16 protein-coding genes and 2 pseudogenes are annotated in these 15,733 nt (G+C 41.6%); 4 read left to right on the forward strand and 14 right to left on the reverse strand.

The window, feature by feature from the left end:
• Nucleotides 1–24: 24 nt before the first annotated feature.
• From infB to O3626_RS08610, 10 genes and pseudogenes are all read right to left on the reverse strand, one after another.
• Nucleotides 25–2,517: pseudogene (infB, locus tag O3626_RS08565) on the reverse strand (translation initiation factor IF-2); the annotation flags it as partial.
• A 98-nt stretch (nt 2,518–2,615) separates the two neighbouring features.
• A pseudogene (locus O3626_RS08570) lies at nt 2,616–2,739 on the reverse strand (translation initiation factor IF-2 N-terminal domain-containing protein); the annotation flags it as partial.
• 16 nt (nt 2,740–2,755) lie between these two features.
• Nucleotides 2,756–3,055 carry a YlxQ-related RNA-binding protein gene (locus O3626_RS08575; protein ID WP_003010399.1) on the reverse strand — a complete coding sequence of 100 codons (300 nt, stop codon included), beginning with the start codon at nt 3,053–3,055 and terminating at the stop codon, nt 2,756–2,758.
• Nucleotides 3,048–3,344: an RNase P modulator RnpM gene (gene rnpM, locus O3626_RS08580; RefSeq protein WP_003010401.1), complete on the reverse strand. Its 297-nt coding sequence runs from the start codon at nt 3,342–3,344 to the stop codon at nt 3,048–3,050. The genes O3626_RS08575 and rnpM overlap by 8 nt, the downstream gene beginning before the upstream one ends.
• Nucleotides 3,345–3,358: 14 nt before the next feature.
• A complete protein-coding gene (gene nusA / locus O3626_RS08585) occupies nt 3,359–4,501 on the reverse strand; it encodes a transcription termination factor NusA (protein WP_031575236.1) in 1,143 nt (380 codons plus the stop codon).
• 44 nt (nt 4,502–4,545) lie between these two features.
• Nucleotides 4,546–5,025, reverse strand: coding sequence for a ribosome maturation factor RimP (gene rimP / locus O3626_RS08590; protein ID WP_021154518.1), 480 nt, complete (start codon nt 5,023–5,025; stop codon nt 4,546–4,548).
• Between the two features lie 97 nt (nt 5,026–5,122).
• Complete coding sequence (gene trmB, locus O3626_RS08595; RefSeq protein ID WP_049472473.1) at nt 5,123–5,758, reverse strand: tRNA (guanosine(46)-N7)-methyltransferase TrmB; 636 nt, start codon at nt 5,756–5,758, stop codon at nt 5,123–5,125.
• Nucleotides 5,755–6,549, reverse strand: a complete 795-nt coding sequence (gene ccrZ, locus O3626_RS08600; protein WP_003003852.1) for a cell cycle regulator CcrZ — start codon at nt 6,547–6,549, stop codon at nt 5,755–5,757. Before ccrZ ends, trmB begins: the two co-directional genes overlap by 4 nt.
• Nucleotides 6,550–6,589: 40 nt before the next feature.
• Complete coding sequence (locus tag O3626_RS08605) at nt 6,590–7,645, reverse strand: ABC transporter permease (protein WP_371496406.1); 1,056 nt, start codon at nt 7,643–7,645, stop codon at nt 6,590–6,592.
• Nucleotides 7,642–8,373 (reverse strand): ABC transporter ATP-binding protein, encoded by a 732-nt coding sequence (locus O3626_RS08610; RefSeq protein WP_021154515.1) that lies wholly within the window; start codon nt 8,371–8,373, stop codon nt 7,642–7,644. Before O3626_RS08610 ends, O3626_RS08605 begins: the two co-directional genes overlap by 4 nt.
• A gap of 67 nt (nt 8,374–8,440) precedes the next feature.
• On the opposite strand from O3626_RS08610, the gene O3626_RS08615 reads away from it, so the two are divergent.
• The gene (locus tag O3626_RS08615) at nt 8,441–8,854 is read left to right on the forward strand and encodes an HIT family protein (RefSeq protein ID WP_003012582.1); all 414 of its coding nucleotides are present in this window, start codon (nt 8,441–8,443) and stop codon (nt 8,852–8,854) included.
• A 12-nt stretch (nt 8,855–8,866) separates the two neighbouring features.
• Nucleotides 8,867–9,157 carry a hypothetical protein gene (locus O3626_RS08620; RefSeq protein ID WP_118228683.1) on the forward strand — a complete coding sequence of 97 codons (291 nt, stop codon included), beginning with the start codon at nt 8,867–8,869 and terminating at the stop codon, nt 9,155–9,157.
• Between the two features lie 21 nt (nt 9,158–9,178).
• Here O3626_RS08620 and O3626_RS08625 read toward each other — a convergent pair whose 3' ends face one another.
• The 4 genes from O3626_RS08625 to O3626_RS08640 all read right to left on the reverse strand — a co-directional run bounded on the left by O3626_RS08625 (nt 9,179) and on the right by O3626_RS08640 (nt 13,173).
• Nucleotides 9,179–10,372 (reverse strand): LCP family protein, encoded by a 1,194-nt coding sequence (locus O3626_RS08625; RefSeq protein WP_371496409.1) that lies wholly within the window; start codon nt 10,370–10,372, stop codon nt 9,179–9,181.
• A 13-nt stretch (nt 10,373–10,385) separates the two neighbouring features.
• Nucleotides 10,386–10,916, reverse strand: a complete 531-nt coding sequence (locus tag O3626_RS08630; RefSeq protein WP_049482600.1) for a GNAT family N-acetyltransferase — start codon at nt 10,914–10,916, stop codon at nt 10,386–10,388.
• Nucleotides 10,909–11,364 carry a tRNA (adenosine(37)-N6)-threonylcarbamoyltransferase complex ATPase subunit type 1 TsaE gene (gene tsaE, locus O3626_RS08635; RefSeq protein WP_031575203.1) on the reverse strand — a complete coding sequence of 152 codons (456 nt, stop codon included), beginning with the start codon at nt 11,362–11,364 and terminating at the stop codon, nt 10,909–10,911. The genes O3626_RS08630 and tsaE overlap by 8 nt, the downstream gene beginning before the upstream one ends.
• A 387-nt stretch (nt 11,365–11,751) precedes the next feature.
• A complete protein-coding gene (locus O3626_RS08640) occupies nt 11,752–13,173 on the reverse strand; it encodes an NCS2 family permease (RefSeq protein WP_371496412.1) in 1,422 nt (473 codons plus the stop codon).
• Between the two features lie 175 nt (nt 13,174–13,348).
• Between O3626_RS08640 and O3626_RS08645 the strand changes: the two genes are divergently transcribed.
• Nucleotides 13,349–14,161 (forward strand): Cof-type HAD-IIB family hydrolase, encoded by an 813-nt coding sequence (locus O3626_RS08645; RefSeq protein ID WP_371496416.1) that lies wholly within the window; start codon nt 13,349–13,351, stop codon nt 14,159–14,161.
• 189 nt (nt 14,162–14,350) lie between these two features.
• Entirely contained in the window at nt 14,351–15,373 is a 1,023-nt protein-coding gene (gene adhP, locus O3626_RS08650) for an alcohol dehydrogenase AdhP (RefSeq protein WP_371496418.1), read from the forward strand.
• The last annotated feature ends 360 nt before the right edge of the window (nt 15,374–15,733 follow it).

Genomic DNA, 15,733 nt, shown 5'->3' on the forward strand with positions numbered 1-15,733 from the left:
CCCTCTTTTTTCCTAGTCAGCATCTTATTTTTTAATTTCTTCCATGATGTAGGCTTCGATGGTATCATCTGTCTTGATATCATTGTAACCTTCAATCATCAATCCACCTTCACGACCATTTGTGATCTCTTTGACATCATCTTTGAAGTGTTTCAAGCTTGCAAGAGCTCCGTCATAGATCACGACACCGTCACGAATGACACGGACTTTGGAATCACGTGTAACCTTACCACTAAGGACCATAAATCCACCAATGGTACCCACTTTAGAGACCTTAAAGGTTTCACGAATAACTGCTTCTCCGATGACTTTCTCTTCAAATTCAGGATCCAACATTCCCTTCATGGCATCTTCCATTTCTTCAATCACTTTGTAGATAATTGAGTGAAGACGGATTTCTACCTCATCAGCTTCAGCTTGTTGACGTGCTTGTGGCGTAGGGCGGACGTTAAATCCGATGATGAAGGCATTTGAAGCTTCTGCAAGGGTCACGTCTGATTCGTTGATCGCACCAACTGCTGAGTGAACGATGGTCACTTTCACACCTTCCACTTCAATCTTTTGAAGGGAGGCAGCAAGGGCTTCAACCGAACCTTGTACATCGGCTTTAATGATGACATTAACAGATTTCACTTCCCCAGCCTTCAAGGTATCAAAGAGATTTTCAAGGCTGACGCGGTTGGTTGCTTGACGTTGTTTCATAAGAGCACGTTTGGCACGTTCTTCACCAGCTGCACGCGCTGATTTTTCATCTTCATAAACCGCGAAGTGGTCACCCGCCATTGGCGCTTCGTTCAAACCAGTGATAGAAACCGGAGTAGATGGTCCAGCTACTTTCACACGACGGCCAAGGTCATTGGTCATGGCACGGACACGTCCAAAGGTATTTCCGACAACGATTGGGTCTTGGACATTCAAGGTACCTTGTTGAACAAGGAGGGTTGCCACCGCACCTTTTCCTTTATCCAAACGCGCTTCGATAACAGTACCGATGGCACGAACAGTTGGATCTGCCTTGAGTTCTTGGATTTCAGCTACAAGAAGGACAGTTTCCAAGAGTTCATCGATATTTTGGTTGAACTTGGCAGAGATCTCTACAAACTCAGAATCTCCACCCCAGGCAGTTGACATAACTCCATGCTCTGCCAATTCACCGATGACACGCTCTGGATTAGCTCCTGGTTTATCGATCTTGTTGATAGCCACAATGATTGGGACATTGGCAGCTTTTGAGTGGTTGATGGCTTCGATGGTCTGTGGCATCACCCCGTCATCTGCTGCTACAACCAAGATGGTAATATCGGTAACAGATGCACCACGCGCCCGCATAGAAGTAAAGGCCGCGTGTCCAGGTGTATCCAAGAAGGTAATCTTCTTGCCATTTTCCACGATTTGATAAGCCCCGATGTGCTGAGTGATTCCTCCCGCTTCACCTGTTGCTACACGTGAATTACGAAGGGTATCCAAAAGGGTAGTTTTACCGTGGTCAACGTGTCCCATGATGGTGACAACTGGTGGACGCTCTACCAACTCATCTGGATTCAAATAACCATCTTCAACGAAGAAGCGTTCGATATCGGCATTGTCCACTTCAACCTTTTTCTTGGCTTCAATTCCATAATCCACCATCAAGAGTTCAATCGTATCTCCATCCAGCGATTGATTTTGAGTCGCCATGACTCCCATCATAAAGAGTTTCTTGACGATTTCAGCCGGTTCACGCTTGATGCGTTTTGCGATTTCGGCAACCGTCATTCCATCCGTATACTCAAATTCACTTGGTAATTCATGGAATTTACGCTCTGTTACTGGTTTTGGAGCATCATTACGGTTGTTCTTTCCTTTTTTATTTTTCTTATTGTTATTCCAGTTACTATTTCTCTGATTTCTCACTTGATTTTGACTATTTCGATTCCTTTGTTGTTTTCTTGGACCATCTTCTTCACGATCAAAATCATCGCGTTTCTTATCTGGTCGCGCTTGTTTCTTCCGACGTGTATCGACTTGAGCTGGAGCAGCAGCAACAGCTGGTTTTGTATGGTTCTCAAGAGCTGGCTCCTGTACAGGTGCTTTCACTTCTGGTGCTTCTACCCGTTTCCGGCGCTGTTGACGTTCTTGTTCTGCTTTTGCAGCTTGTTGTTTGTAGCGATCTTCACTTCCACGTGCGTACTCAGCATTTTGTTCAGCTTTCAGTGCTGCTGCACGCGCTTTGAAATCAACTTTTGGTGCCACTTGGGGTTGTCCACTACGTCTTTGATCTGGTCGGTTATTGCGACGCTCAGAACCTTGATTTCGTTGTTCATTTCGCTCTTGTGGTCGTTGATTTCGGTTGTCACCATGACGCTGATTGTCCTTGCGATCACGTTTTGGACGATTGTCTTGTTGTTTCCTACGTTCAGCCTGCTCTTTTGCACGCGCTTCTCGTTCCGCTTTAAAGTTACGACTCTTTGGTTTAGCAGCTGGCGTTACTGATTTTGTCTCAGTTGCTCCTTCTTTTTTGACGGGCGCTGCTTCTTTTTTCTCTGCGACAGCCGTTGTCTTGGCAGCCACTTCTGCTACTTTCTTTTCGACTGTTTCTTTTTTCGCTGAAAAGCTCTTGATCAACTTTTCAGCAACATCAGTATCGACACTAGATGCATGACTCTTGACGTCAAAACCTAATTCTTTCGCACGAGTGACGACTTCCTTACTTTCCTTGCCCAATTCTTTGGCAATTTCGTATAATCTTTTCTTAGACAATTGCTGTCCTCCTCTTCTATTCCATAAGAGACCTCATTTTCTTTGAAAATCCAGCATCTACAACAGCGACGACCTTACGGGCACGTCCAATTGCAGTGCTTAATTCTAGTGTTGAAAACACGGTAGATACTTGAACCTCATAATAGTGACCCTTATCTGTCACCTTTTTTGTCAGGTTACTAGCTGCATCATTTGCCAGAAAAACTAATTTCGCTTTTTCTTCCTGGATGGCTTTGATCACGAGTTCTTCTCCAGAAATGAGTTTTCCTGCTCTTTGCGCCAAGCCCAACAAATTACTTATCTTTTGCTTATTCAAGGCCTAACTCTCTTCTCTTCACCTTATGATCTACATAAGCGATCAATTCATCATAGAAAGCTTCTTCCACTTCCATATTAAAGCTACGATTAAAAACTTTCTTTTTCTTAGCAAGTGCCGCTTCTTCATTGTCTAGCTTGATGTAAGCGCCTCGACCATTGGCTTTGCCAGTTGGATCGATAAAGACTTGTCCTTCTTTATTTTTAACAATGCGGAGCAAGTCGCGCTTATCAATAATTTCATTTGAAACGACAGATTTTCTTAAAGGGATTTTTCTTGTTTTTACCATGTTCCCTCCCTCTCTTAATCGACTTGCTCTTCGTCACTTTCTACTTGGTCTTCAAAAGTTTCTTGAGCTGCTTCCATTTCTTCGAACTCACTAGCAGATTTGATATCGATGCGGTAACCAGTCAAATGAGCTGCCAAACGAACGTTTTGACCACGACGACCAATGGCAAGAGATAATTTGTTGTCTGGGACCACAACGAGAGCATGTTTGCTATCTTCATCATCAAAAATAACTTGGTCCACTTCTGCAGGAGCGATCGCATTATAGATGAATTCAGCTGGATCTGGAACCCATTCAATGACATCGATGTTTTCTTCTGTCGGAACCATACGGTCTAATTTTTGATCGTATCGAGCTGGGTGGAACTTGCTGGTAATCTTTTTAATATTCGATCCACCACGACCAACAATAGTCCCAATCGCATCTACGTTTGGATTATGGCTGCGAACCGCAACTTTTGTACGATCTCCAGCTTCACGCGCTACACTCATAATCTCAACAGTTCCATCATAGACTTCAGGAATTTCTTGTTCCATCAAACGTTTGATCATTTCAGGGTGGCTTCGACTAACAAAGACATTGACACCACGTGGATTATCTTCTACCTTGTAGACAAAGACTTCAATCCGGTCATGAGATTGGAAGACTTCTCCTGGAATTTGGTCTTGCTTAGACAATTGAGCTTCGATTGAACCAAGATTGACATAGATAAACCGATTGTCAAAGCGCTCCACCGTTCCACTCATGATTTCATTTTCATGTTCTTTATAAGTGTTATAGGTGATGGTGCGCGTTTGCTTACGCATTTTTTCCATGATCGTTTGTTTGGCAGATTGAGCTGCTACACGACCAAATTCAGCTGGCGCTTCTTCAAACTTGATCTTGTCCCCCAACTCATAAGCAGAGCTAATGGCTAAAGCATCCTTCAAGCTGATTTCTAAACGGCTATCAAAGACTTCATCCACCACTTCACGAACTGTATAAACACGGAAATCTCCAGTTTTTTCATTGAATTCAATCGCTGCACTTTCTGATTGTCCATAACGACGGCGATAAGCTGAACGCAATGATTCTGTGACGGCTTCGATGATATCTTCTTTTTTGATCCCTTTGTCTTCTTCCAAAATGCGGAAGGCTTCTAGCATTTCTTTACTCATGTTTTTCTTGCCTTTACTATAAAGGCATCCTTTCTTTCATTCTGTTACAATTTTACAGCCAACCTTGCTTTGGACACAAGGTTATAAGGAATTTCTACAGTTTTCTTTCGTGTTTTATCCATATACTCAATGGTCAAAACATCCTCTTCAAAACCTACCAAGTTCCCCTCAAAGACCTTTTGCTTTTCAACAGCCTTATACAAGCTGATATTGACATACTTGCCAACAGCTCCCTCGAGTGCTTCCTTGGTTTTCAAAGGTCTCTCCAAGCCAGGACTGGTAACTTCTAAAAAGTACTGTTCTGGAAATGGATCTGGTTTGATTTGATCCAATAGCGGGCTAATGATTTCTGTCAAATCCGCTGTATCATTCAGTGTGATCCCTTCTGGTTTGTCTACGAAAATGCTTAAGACGTAGTCACCACCCATTTTGCCATATTCAACATCGACCAATTCAAATGGTTCTTTTATAGCTGGCTGAATCACTTCTGTTACTAAGTCAACAATCGTTGCGATGGTTGCCACCTCCTCATAGATAAGAGGCGAAGATATTTCCCCGCCTCTCCTTTTCTATTCATTTAAGGTATTATAACACGATTCCCCAATGATTGCAAGGAATATGCTAAAACTGTGCTTCTACACGGTAAATGACCTGTCCTTTACTTGAGAACTTTTTCTCATATTCCGTCATGACATTGCCCTCAAAATCACTAGCATGAAGGTCTAGCCAGACTCCCTTCAAAATCATACCATACTGTGAAAAGCTCACCAAACTGTATTCAAACAGACCTCGATTATCTGTTTTAAAGTGAATCTCCCCATGTTCTGGAAGAATTTGCTTGAAGGTATCCAAGAAAGTCTTGTAAGTCAAGCGACGCTTCTCATGACGTTTCTTAGGCCAAGGATCTGAAAAATTCAGATAGAGTCGATCGATTTCTCCATCTTCAAAATAGTTGGTCAAGCTATCTCCGTCTACCCAAAGCAATTTAATATTAGGAACATCAGCTTCTAAGACCTTATCTAAAGCATAACTCAAGACCGATTTTTGAATATCAATTCCGATGTAGTTGATCTCTGGATTGGCCTTGGCCATCCCAGTAATAAAGGCCCCTTTTCCGCTACCCACTTCGATATGAATAGGATGGTCATTCCCGAAAATTTCATGCCACTTTCCCTTGGCATCTTCTGGATTTAGGACCACATATTGCGGGTTCGCTTCTAATAATTCAGTCGCTCCCTTGCGATTTCTAACTCTCATATTTCCTTTCCATATTTCAACCGGAAATTGCGCAGAGCATAGATCTCGCGATTGACATTTTCTAAATCATTATTTTCATAGTATTTAGCAATTTGGCACAAGAAAGAGTATTGACCAAACCAATAGAGTTTATCAAATACTTTTTGATTGTACTTGTAGCCATAATAACCTAACCAATCGCGCCAATTAGAATCTGGGATATAATGACTCAAGATATGCGCCACATCCAACATCCGGTCTGTCAAACGAACAGAGTCCCAATCGACTAGATAAATCAAGCCGCTCTCTGTCTCAATCCAGTTACTATGACGAACATCCCCGTGAACGATCGTCGCATAATCCTCCCGGAAGGCAGGCACTGTCTTACGTAAATTCTTTACGACTGATTGGATATAGTGGTTCTGACGTAGGGCAATTGGCAACCGATTGCTCCAAGAATTGAGCAATTCTAATGGAGATTCTACAGGATAGCCAAGTTTTTTCAATTGGGTCATCAAAGGTCTAGAACGGTGCAATCTCGTTAAAATATTGACGACTTGTTTTTTCGACATCCCATTTGGCGTGAGAATTTCCCCATTCAACCATTCTTGGGCACTCATCACATTTCCATCTGGCAATCGTCGACTCCATAATAATTGAGGAGCAATCTGTTCTTTTGCTAGACCCGCAAGGATTGGGGTCGTATTCATTTTTACAAAAACGCGCCCACCATCTGGGTAGGTCCCCATGTAGGCCTTCCCACTCTTCCCAGGAATTGGGGTGAGGCTTAGCTCTTTTTCATTCGAGTCCATCTTTTCCTCCGTAAAAAGTTTCCAATCTATTTTACTAATTTTAACGACTTTCGTCAACCAAGCGCGCCATCTTAAATGGAAGATAGAGTAGGATTAAAGCAACTGTGTAAGCCAGTAAGCCTAACAACAGGACTTTATCTGAAATAAAGACCAGGCCAATCCCCCCTTCTATCACCGTTATCATCCCCATGATCAGTTGAATCGTTTTGTTCAAACCTGCCTTTTTACTGCCCTGTTTCATCGGGAAAAGGAGGGTCAAGGGTTGGTAATCAAAAGCACTGTAAAGCCCCAGTAATTGAAAAATAACCAAGTAATTGAGCAAGGCTACAAGGGCAATCACTACGAGAGGTTGAGGAATAAAGATGATAGCGAGAATGGAAAGAGCCAAGAGTCGGAGAGTCATAGAGAAAAGATCTCCATTCCGTAGGAAGGAGCGCATATATAAGTGAAGCCACGTATTACCATGTGTTTTGGGAAGAAGCCCTAAGAAACCATCCAAGTAAGCTCTTCTTTTGACACTGTTGGTAATACCTTTTACCGTTGTAAACAAGGCAAAGAAGCGAAGAATCAATTGTTTCCTTGCATTCTCACGAGCAATGGCTAAGGTCCAATTCAAATTTCCATACTGGTAGAAGCGCGCTTCCTTCCAGCTAAAAACAGCCCCTTTAGCCACTCCTAAGACAAGGATATAGGCTACAATAGCAAGTTTATCCAGCCCCGTTGCCAGAAGAAGAGGCACAAATAATAGAAGGACAACACTTTGAATCAAAAACCAAAACACAAAAGACTTCTTGGCCTGCCCTTTGATATAACGTTTCACTTCCTCTTCCTTTACTAAAAGGAATAAAGCATCGGGCTTCTCTAAGTAGGTCGCAATGGAGCCTATCGGAACCAAGAGGAGCAAGCCAATCATGAGACTCCAGCGGATCAGGCTTGTATCTTTGGGTAGATCTTGCAAGAATTGGCTGTATTGAACCGCCAAAAATCCTATGAAAATCAGCATAAAGAGGACGAAATGATCATTGAGAACATAGCGGCTATATTTTACACATTGAGTTCGAAACGTTTCTTGCCGTTTTTTCATCAACTCTTTCATGCTGTTTCCTCTTCTGTCAAGGTCATGTAGATATCATTTAGACTTGCTTTCTCATCCCCAAAAGTTGAGCGCAGCTCGTCCAAGGTCCCTTTTGCTCGGATCTGACCCTTATGGAGGATCACAAAACCATCACACATCTTTTCAGCCGAATCAAGAACGTGGGTACTCATCAAAATCGATTTTCCTTTTGCCTTCTCATCGGCCAATAACTGAATCAAATCTGCAATCGCAACAGGATCCAATCCCAAAAAGGGTTCATCGACAATATAAAGACTTGGATCCACTGCATAGGCGCAAATAATCATGACCTTTTGCTTCATCCCTTTTGAAAACTGGGTCGGGAACCAATCTAATTTTTCAGCCAAACGAAATCGTTCCAACAAAGGCTGGACGCGCACCATGACCTGATCCATGTCTAAATCATAGGCCATAGCTACGGTCTCGATATGCTCTCTCAGGGTTAATTCTTCATATAGGCTAGGGGTTTCTGGAATATAGCCGATCTTTTTACGATAGTCAGTTGGAGCTTCTGGAAGACTCAAGCCATCAATCCGTACTTCCCCAGCATAAGGATGCAGGAGACCAATAATTTCATTAATAGTGGTTGACTTCCCAGCTCCATTTAGTCCAATCAAACCAATCAGTTGGCCATCCGGAACTGAAAAACTCACCTCTTTCAGGACAGGGATGTTGACATAGCCCCCTGTCAACTTGTTGATTTCTAACATATTTTCTCCGATTTCTGGTATAATGTTCTTATATTATAACAAAATTTAGTCTAAATGAGGTGTATTTATGGTTGACGATTGTATTTTTTGTAAGATTATAGCTGGCGACATTCCTTCCTCCAAAGTCTATGAGGACGAGGAAGTCCTCGCATTTTTGGACATCTCTCAGGTTACACCAGGTCATACGTTAGTGGTTCCAAAAAAACATGCTCGCAATCTATTAGAGATGGACGAAACCGCCACAGCTCAACTATTTGCACGTGTTTCTAAAGTTGCTAAAAAAGTAGAAGCTGCTACCCAAGCTAAGGGAATGAATATCATCAGCAACATGGAAGAAGTTTCTGGACAAACCGTATTTCACACACATGTCCACATTATCCCTCGCTATTCCGATCAAGATGAGCTTGCCATTTCATTTACTGAACACGAGCCTAATTTTGAACAACTAGCAGTTCTCGCAGAAACCATCAAAAACAGTTAAAAAGGAGGCCATATGAAACTCAAAAATCTCTTTTGGTTTGCAACAGGAGCTAGCATTAGCTACCACCTAGTAAAAAACCGCAAAGAAATTAAAACAGAGGTGACTGAATCCAGCCAATTGATCAAGGGAATTCAAGATAACCTAGCAAAAATCCAACGCAATCTGGATATTATCCAAGACCAAAAGACCAATCTTCAAGAATTGGTAACGGATTTCCAATACAAGACCAAACTATTTCGTCAACAAGCAACAGCCTCTCTAAAAGAAATTCAAGACATCTGGCAACCAAGTAAAAACGATTGAGAAAACTCAATCGTTTTTTTCTTATTCTGAAGGTACCGTAGGTGTCACACTGCTCGACTCTGTAGCTGCAGGAGCAACTGGTGTCACTGGTGCAACAGAACTTTGAGGCGTCACCACTCCCGTATCCTGGGTCGATGGTACAACTGGTAGTTGGTTAAACTCTTGGTAAACAGGTGCTTCCTCAGATGATGCCGCTGGCGTATCATTTTGAGAAGAAGTATTCTTCAACTCTTCATCTCCATCTAATAGGTAAGCATTGGTTTTCAATGTTTTAATTTCTTTTAGTCCCAAAGCTTTGCGGATGATATTTTGAATTTTCAAGATATGTTTTGAAGTGACAATCTGATAACTTCCGCCATCTGCTAAGGTGGCATCTTCTCCTTTCAGCTGGTACTGATGAATCGTTGAAAGGGCATCTTTATATCCTAACAATTGAAGAAGACTGTTGCTATCAAGTGAAATGTTGGTTTGCATATTGTCACTAACAGACTCAATGATTCCTTTGTAGTGACTCAAACTATTGAGGCTTAAAACTTTCTCAACAATCTTTTTGATCACTTCACGTTGACGTTTTTGACGTCCATAGTCTCCTTCTGGGTCTTGGTAGCGCATACGTGAATAAACGAGAGCTTGGTCCCCATTAATCTCCTGACGTCCTGGTGCAATCTTAGCCGTATATTCTGGCTCATTTTCCTCGATCGAGATATCGAAGTCAAATGGATTGTTAACCGTGATGCCACCAACCTTATCCACTAATTGAACCAGCCCCTTCATATTGATCATGACATAGCGGTCAATATGGATATTCAAAAGATCTTGAATGGTCTTAATGGCTAACTTCGCACCACCTTGAGCATAAGCTGAATTCAATTTTGCTTGGACCGTTTGACCATCTGAAGTAATATTGGTTAGGATATCTCTTTCCAAGCTTGTCATGGTTGTTTCTTTTGTTTGAGGATTAACAGTCACCAAAATCATGGTATCACTATTTCCGGCCCAAGGATCTTCCCGAGAACCGCTACCTGTATCAACCCCCATCAAAAGGATAGTCATCGGCTTGTTTTCTGCGATGACATTGGTCTCATTCCCAAAGCCCTTATAGGTCTTACTGAGGGTTCCTGTTGTTTGATTAAGGATGGTGAGACCATAGGCCCCGATCCCAATCACTGTTACCGTCAATAAGCTCAAAAACATCAAAATAATTTTTTTAACCATGTAGACTCTCTCTCTAATCTATCAGTTTCCCCATAAGGTAAACATCTAAGAATTCTCCTTCAGCTGAACAAGCTCCACGAGCTTGGCAACCTTCGATCTCAAAACCTAACTTTTTATACAGGTGAACCGCTCGTTCATTGCGCACTTGGACATTCAAGACTAGTTTCCTAAGAACACCGGTCGAGTGCGCCCACTCGATCCCTTCTTCCAACAAAATCTGTCCAAGCCCTTGATTCCAATAAGCTTTGCGAACCACAATAAAGACATCACCAATATGCCGAACAGACCGTTGAGAAGCTGCAGTGATATTTAACAAAGCTGCCAGTTCCTGATCTAAAAATAGCAAGAGGCAAATCCGGTTTTCCGCCATCTCTTGCACCATCAGAAATTGCTCCATGTCTGCTGGAGACATGCCAATTCCAGCTTCATCTAGCGTCATGTAATCTGACTCTTTCCCAACTTGATTTAAGAAATCAACGACAAGAGCCGCGTCTGCACTGTCAGCTTGCCGAATTTCCACTGTCACTTCCTTTTCCTTAGTCATCGGTTTTTTCCACCTGCTCAAAGGATGCTAGTAAAGCTTCCGCACGCGCTCCATGAGCCTCAAAAGCCAACTCTCGCCCATCTTCCAATTTTCGGATAAAAATTTTTAGATAAGCATCCGAGAGACTCGGCTCAATCAGCTCTCCCCATTCAATAATGGTCGCACCATCTCCAAATAGAAAATCATCTAAATCAATAGAATCTGGATCATTCCCAATCCGGTAAACATCCAAATGGTATAAAGGCAAGCGACCTTCGTATTCACGAACAATGGTATAGGTCGGGCTCTTAATCATCTGATCAATCCCTAACCCCTTTGCAATTCCCTTGGTAAAGGTCGTTTTTCCTGCTCCTAGATCCCCTGATAAGATAATCACGTCTTGCTTTTCTAAGAGTTTTCCTAGCTGTTTTCCTAGAGCGATCAGCTCCGTTTCATTGTGACTAATCATTTCTCTATTATACCAAACTTTTTAAAAATCTGCTCTTTCTTTTAGAAATTGTTCGACTCAGGTTTGCTTTTTAGATAGATAGACAAACTATTTTAAAGTAAAATAAGCTAAGTGATTCTGCAAAAAAAAAAAAATAAATTTGAGTTCCAATTTTTAAATCGATTTAAGAAAATACTGAAACTTTCCGCTGTGAGAAAAGTGCCTGAAAAAATAACGTTTCAGGCACTCGGAATTATTGAGACCTTAGGCTCAATAATTAGTCATGGAACTTCAAAGAAGTTCGCTGACGTCCGTACTCACCTAAGGAATGTTTTTGGTATAACTTTGTCTTCAATCTGAAAGGAATGGGAAACCACTCCCATTCCTTTTTAAATATTTCCCTGATAACTAATTCAAGGCCATGCTCACGTAGTTTAAAATAAAGAGAACATCTAGGATCCAAATCATGCTGTGCACTTCTTTGGCTTGTCCTTTAACCACTTTCACCAAGCTATAGGTGATAAATCCAGCAGCGATCCCTTGAGTAATTGAGTAGCTGAAGCCCATAAAGATAGAAGTGAAGAAGGCAGGAACGGCTTCTGACATATCTTCCCAATGGATATTTTTCAAACCACTCAACATCATGATCCCAACAACAATCAAAATTGGAGCTGTGGCAGCGGTCGGTACAATCGCTAGCAAGGGACTAAAGAGACTTGAAATAGCAAAACAGATCGCAACAACCAAGGCTGTCAAACCAGTGCGTCCACCCGCTCCAATACCGGCTGCAGATTCAACATAGGTCGTTACATTCGATGTCCCTGCAATAGCTCCAACTGAAGTCGCTACGAGATCTGAATAGAGGGCTTTATCTAATTTCACTGATTGATGGTTTTCCCCATTCGTCGCAACAATCCCAACTTTTTCACCCGTACCGATCAAAGTTCCAATTGTATCAAAAATATCGGTCAAGGAGAAGGCTAAGATTGCCATTAAGGTTTCAGGCAAACGAGACGTATTGGAAATCAACGAACCCAATCCTTTCGATCCTAAAGCTTGACCAAAGATCGTGCCTAAATCATTAAAGGCAGCTCCTAGATGGTTACTTGCAAAGTCGATTTTGCTGATATCAACAACATGGATTAGAATTCCAAGAACCGTCGTCACTAAGATGGAAAGGATAATCCCTCCCTTAATCCCTTTGACAACAAAGAAAATGGTAATCGCAAGACCAACAAGGGCTAAGAGGACGGCTGGATTGTTAAAATCAACCAAACCAGGAACAGCAGATGCATTGGCTGAGATCGTTGCATTCGCCTTATCTGCTCCTTCTCCGACCACTGTATAGGTATGAGGGTCAATCGTAAATTTCAAAAATCCTGCATTCTTAATCCCAACATAGGCCAAGAAAATCCCAATCCCCGCTGAAATAGCAGAGCGTAGGGCTGTCGGAATCGATTCGATGATCATCTTCCGAACATTTGTCAATGTGATGATCAATGAAATCACACCACAAATGAAGACCATTCCCAAAGCTTCCTGCCATGAGTAGCCCATACCAAATACAACGGTAAAGGTAAAGAAGGCATTCAAGCCCATTCCTGGTGCTTGTGCATAGGGTAAATTGGCATAAAAAGCCATCATCAAGGTTCCGACCACAGATCCAATAATCGTTGCAAGGAAGACCCCTTGAGCTGGCATACCTGTTTGTGACAACATTTGAGGATTTACGAAGAGGATATAACTCATCGCAAAAAAGGTTGTCAGACCAGCAAGAACCTCTGTCCGAACAGTGGTTCCATGTTCTGAAAGTTTAAAAAACTTATCCATTTCAGAATAAACTCCTTTTTCATCATTCTCGCTCCCAATCAATTTGCGAACGTTATATCTATTCTACCAAAAGATCTTTCGTCTTTCAAGAAATCCCGCTTCGCTTCTCGATTTTTGAGCGCTTTTCCGATTTTTCTGATATAATGGTCTCATTCTTCTCGAAAGGAACTGAAATATGCATAAAAAGATGATCGCTCTAGATCTAGACGGAACCCTCTTAAATTCCGAAAGCAAATTGAGCGACTTTACCATTGATACCATTAAAAAAATTAGCGCTCTTGGCCATAAAATCATTATTACAACAGGACGTCCCTACCGTATGGCGCATACCTACTACAAACAACTAGAGCTTGATACTCCGATGATCAATTTCAATGGCTCCCTCACCCATCTGCCGGAAAAAAAATGGGCAGATGAACAATGTTTAACCTTAGATAAAAAATACCTCCTAGATATGGTCGCCAACCGGGATACCATCCAAGCGGACTTTATAGCTGGCGAATACCGCAATAAATTCTTTATTACCGATCCAAATGAGCACATCGCAGACCCTAAATTATTCGGTATTGAATCTTTCCAACCAGAAAATCAATTTAATCCAGAACGGGTAACGAGAGACCCAAACTGTATCCTCCTTCAAACAAAGGCGGAAGATAAGTATGCTCTAGCAGATGAAATGAATCGGCATTATGACTACAATCTGTCTATCAATACCTGGGGTGGTCCCCTAAATATATTGGAATGCAATCCAAAAAATGTGACCAAAGCATCTGCTCTATCCTACCTTCTAGATAAACTCAATATGGATCAGAAAGATTTGATTGCTTTTGGAGATGAGCACAATGATACTGAGATGCTAGCTCTTGCTGGTCATGGATACGCCATGAAAAATGCCAGCTCCGTCCTTCTCCCTTATGCAGACTCCGTCACAGATTTCACGAATAATGAAGATGGTGTCGCGCGTCAACTCATTCAATTATTCTTATAATAGGAACAGACATGAGCTATCCCCTCATGTCTTTTTCTGCGCTAAATCCTTAATCGGTTAATCAATACCCTTCTTTTTTTCCATTTTTTTATTGTTCAATAGATAAGTTTGTGATATTATTAACATAGTTATTAAAGAAGCGCTTTCAAAAATTTTAAATCGCTTCTCGTTCACTTAAGGAGGAACAAAATGAAAGCTGTTGTTGTAAATCCAGAAGGTACTGGTGTTGAAATCGTTGCAAACAAAGGTATGCGTCCACTTGAAACAGGGGAAGCTCTTGTTCAAATCGAATACTGTGGTGTCTGCCACACTGACTTGCACGTCGCTCACGGAGACTTCGGTAAAGTGCCAGGCCGTGTTCTTGGACACGAAGGAATCGGAATTGTGAAAGAAGTCGCTCCAGATGTCAAGAGCCTAAAAGTTGGAGATCGTGTCAGTGTCGCATGGTTCTTCGAAGGATGTGGAACTTGTGAATACTGTACAACCGGTCGCGAAACCCTTTGCCGTACTGTAAAAAATGCTGGTTATTCTGTTGACGGAGGAATGGCTGAGCAATGTATCGTTACTGCAGATTACGCAGTGAAAGTACCTGAAGGATTAGATCCAGCCCAAGCTTCTTCTATCACTTGTGCAGGTGTTACAACTTACAAAGCCATCAAAGAAGCCAAAGCAGAACCAGGACAATGGATCGTTATCTACGGAGCTGGTGGATTGGGTAACTTGGCTGTTCAATATGCCAAGAAAGTCTTCAACGCACATGTCATCGCTGTTGATATCAACAATGACAAACTGGAATTGGCGAAAGAAGTTGGTGCAGACTTTGTCATCAACGGTCGCGAAGTCGAAGATGTCCCAGGATTGATCAAAGAAAAAACAAATGGTGGAGCTCACTCTGCTGTCGTAACAGCTGTTTCTAAAGTAGCTTTCAACCAAGCAGTAGATTCTGTTCGTGCAGGTGGCCGCATTGTCGCAGTTGGTCTTCCTTCTGAAATGATGGACCTCAGCATTGTGAAAACTGTATTAGATGGTATCCAAGTCATTGGTTCTCTTGTAGGAACTCGTAAAGACTTGGAAGAAGCCTTCCAATTTGGTGCAGAAGGCTTGGTAGTCCCTGTCGTTCAAAAACGTCCAGTAGAAGATGCAGTCAAAGTCTTTGACGAAATGGAAGCTGGAACCATTCAAGGACGTATGGTACTTGACTTTACAAACTAAACAACTGAACCTACAGGACTAGCCCAACTGGGCTAGTCTTTTTGAGTGCTCTCAATCACTCTATTTTACAATTTATTATATATTTATTTTTATTTTCGAGAATATCGTTTGATTGTCGGAATCTTTTCATTAAGAACAAAATCCTATAAAACATGTCTATTATTGTTTTTTTAAGCATCAACAAGTAATAAACAAAATGCATTCAAGAGCATTCTTTTTCTATCTAACGATAATTTAATATAATAAATTAATGTTTTTACATCGAGATTTTGATAGAAAAATTGACTTAAGTGTGGAAACGATTTATAATAAAGTAGCTTAAAGTTTTCTTAAACTGAAAGTCAAACAAATTTTATAAGG

This window comes from Streptococcus sp. 20925_1_77 (assembly GCF_041432125.1).
In the GTDB taxonomy this organism is placed as follows: domain Bacteria; phylum Bacillota; class Bacilli; order Lactobacillales; family Streptococcaceae; genus Streptococcus.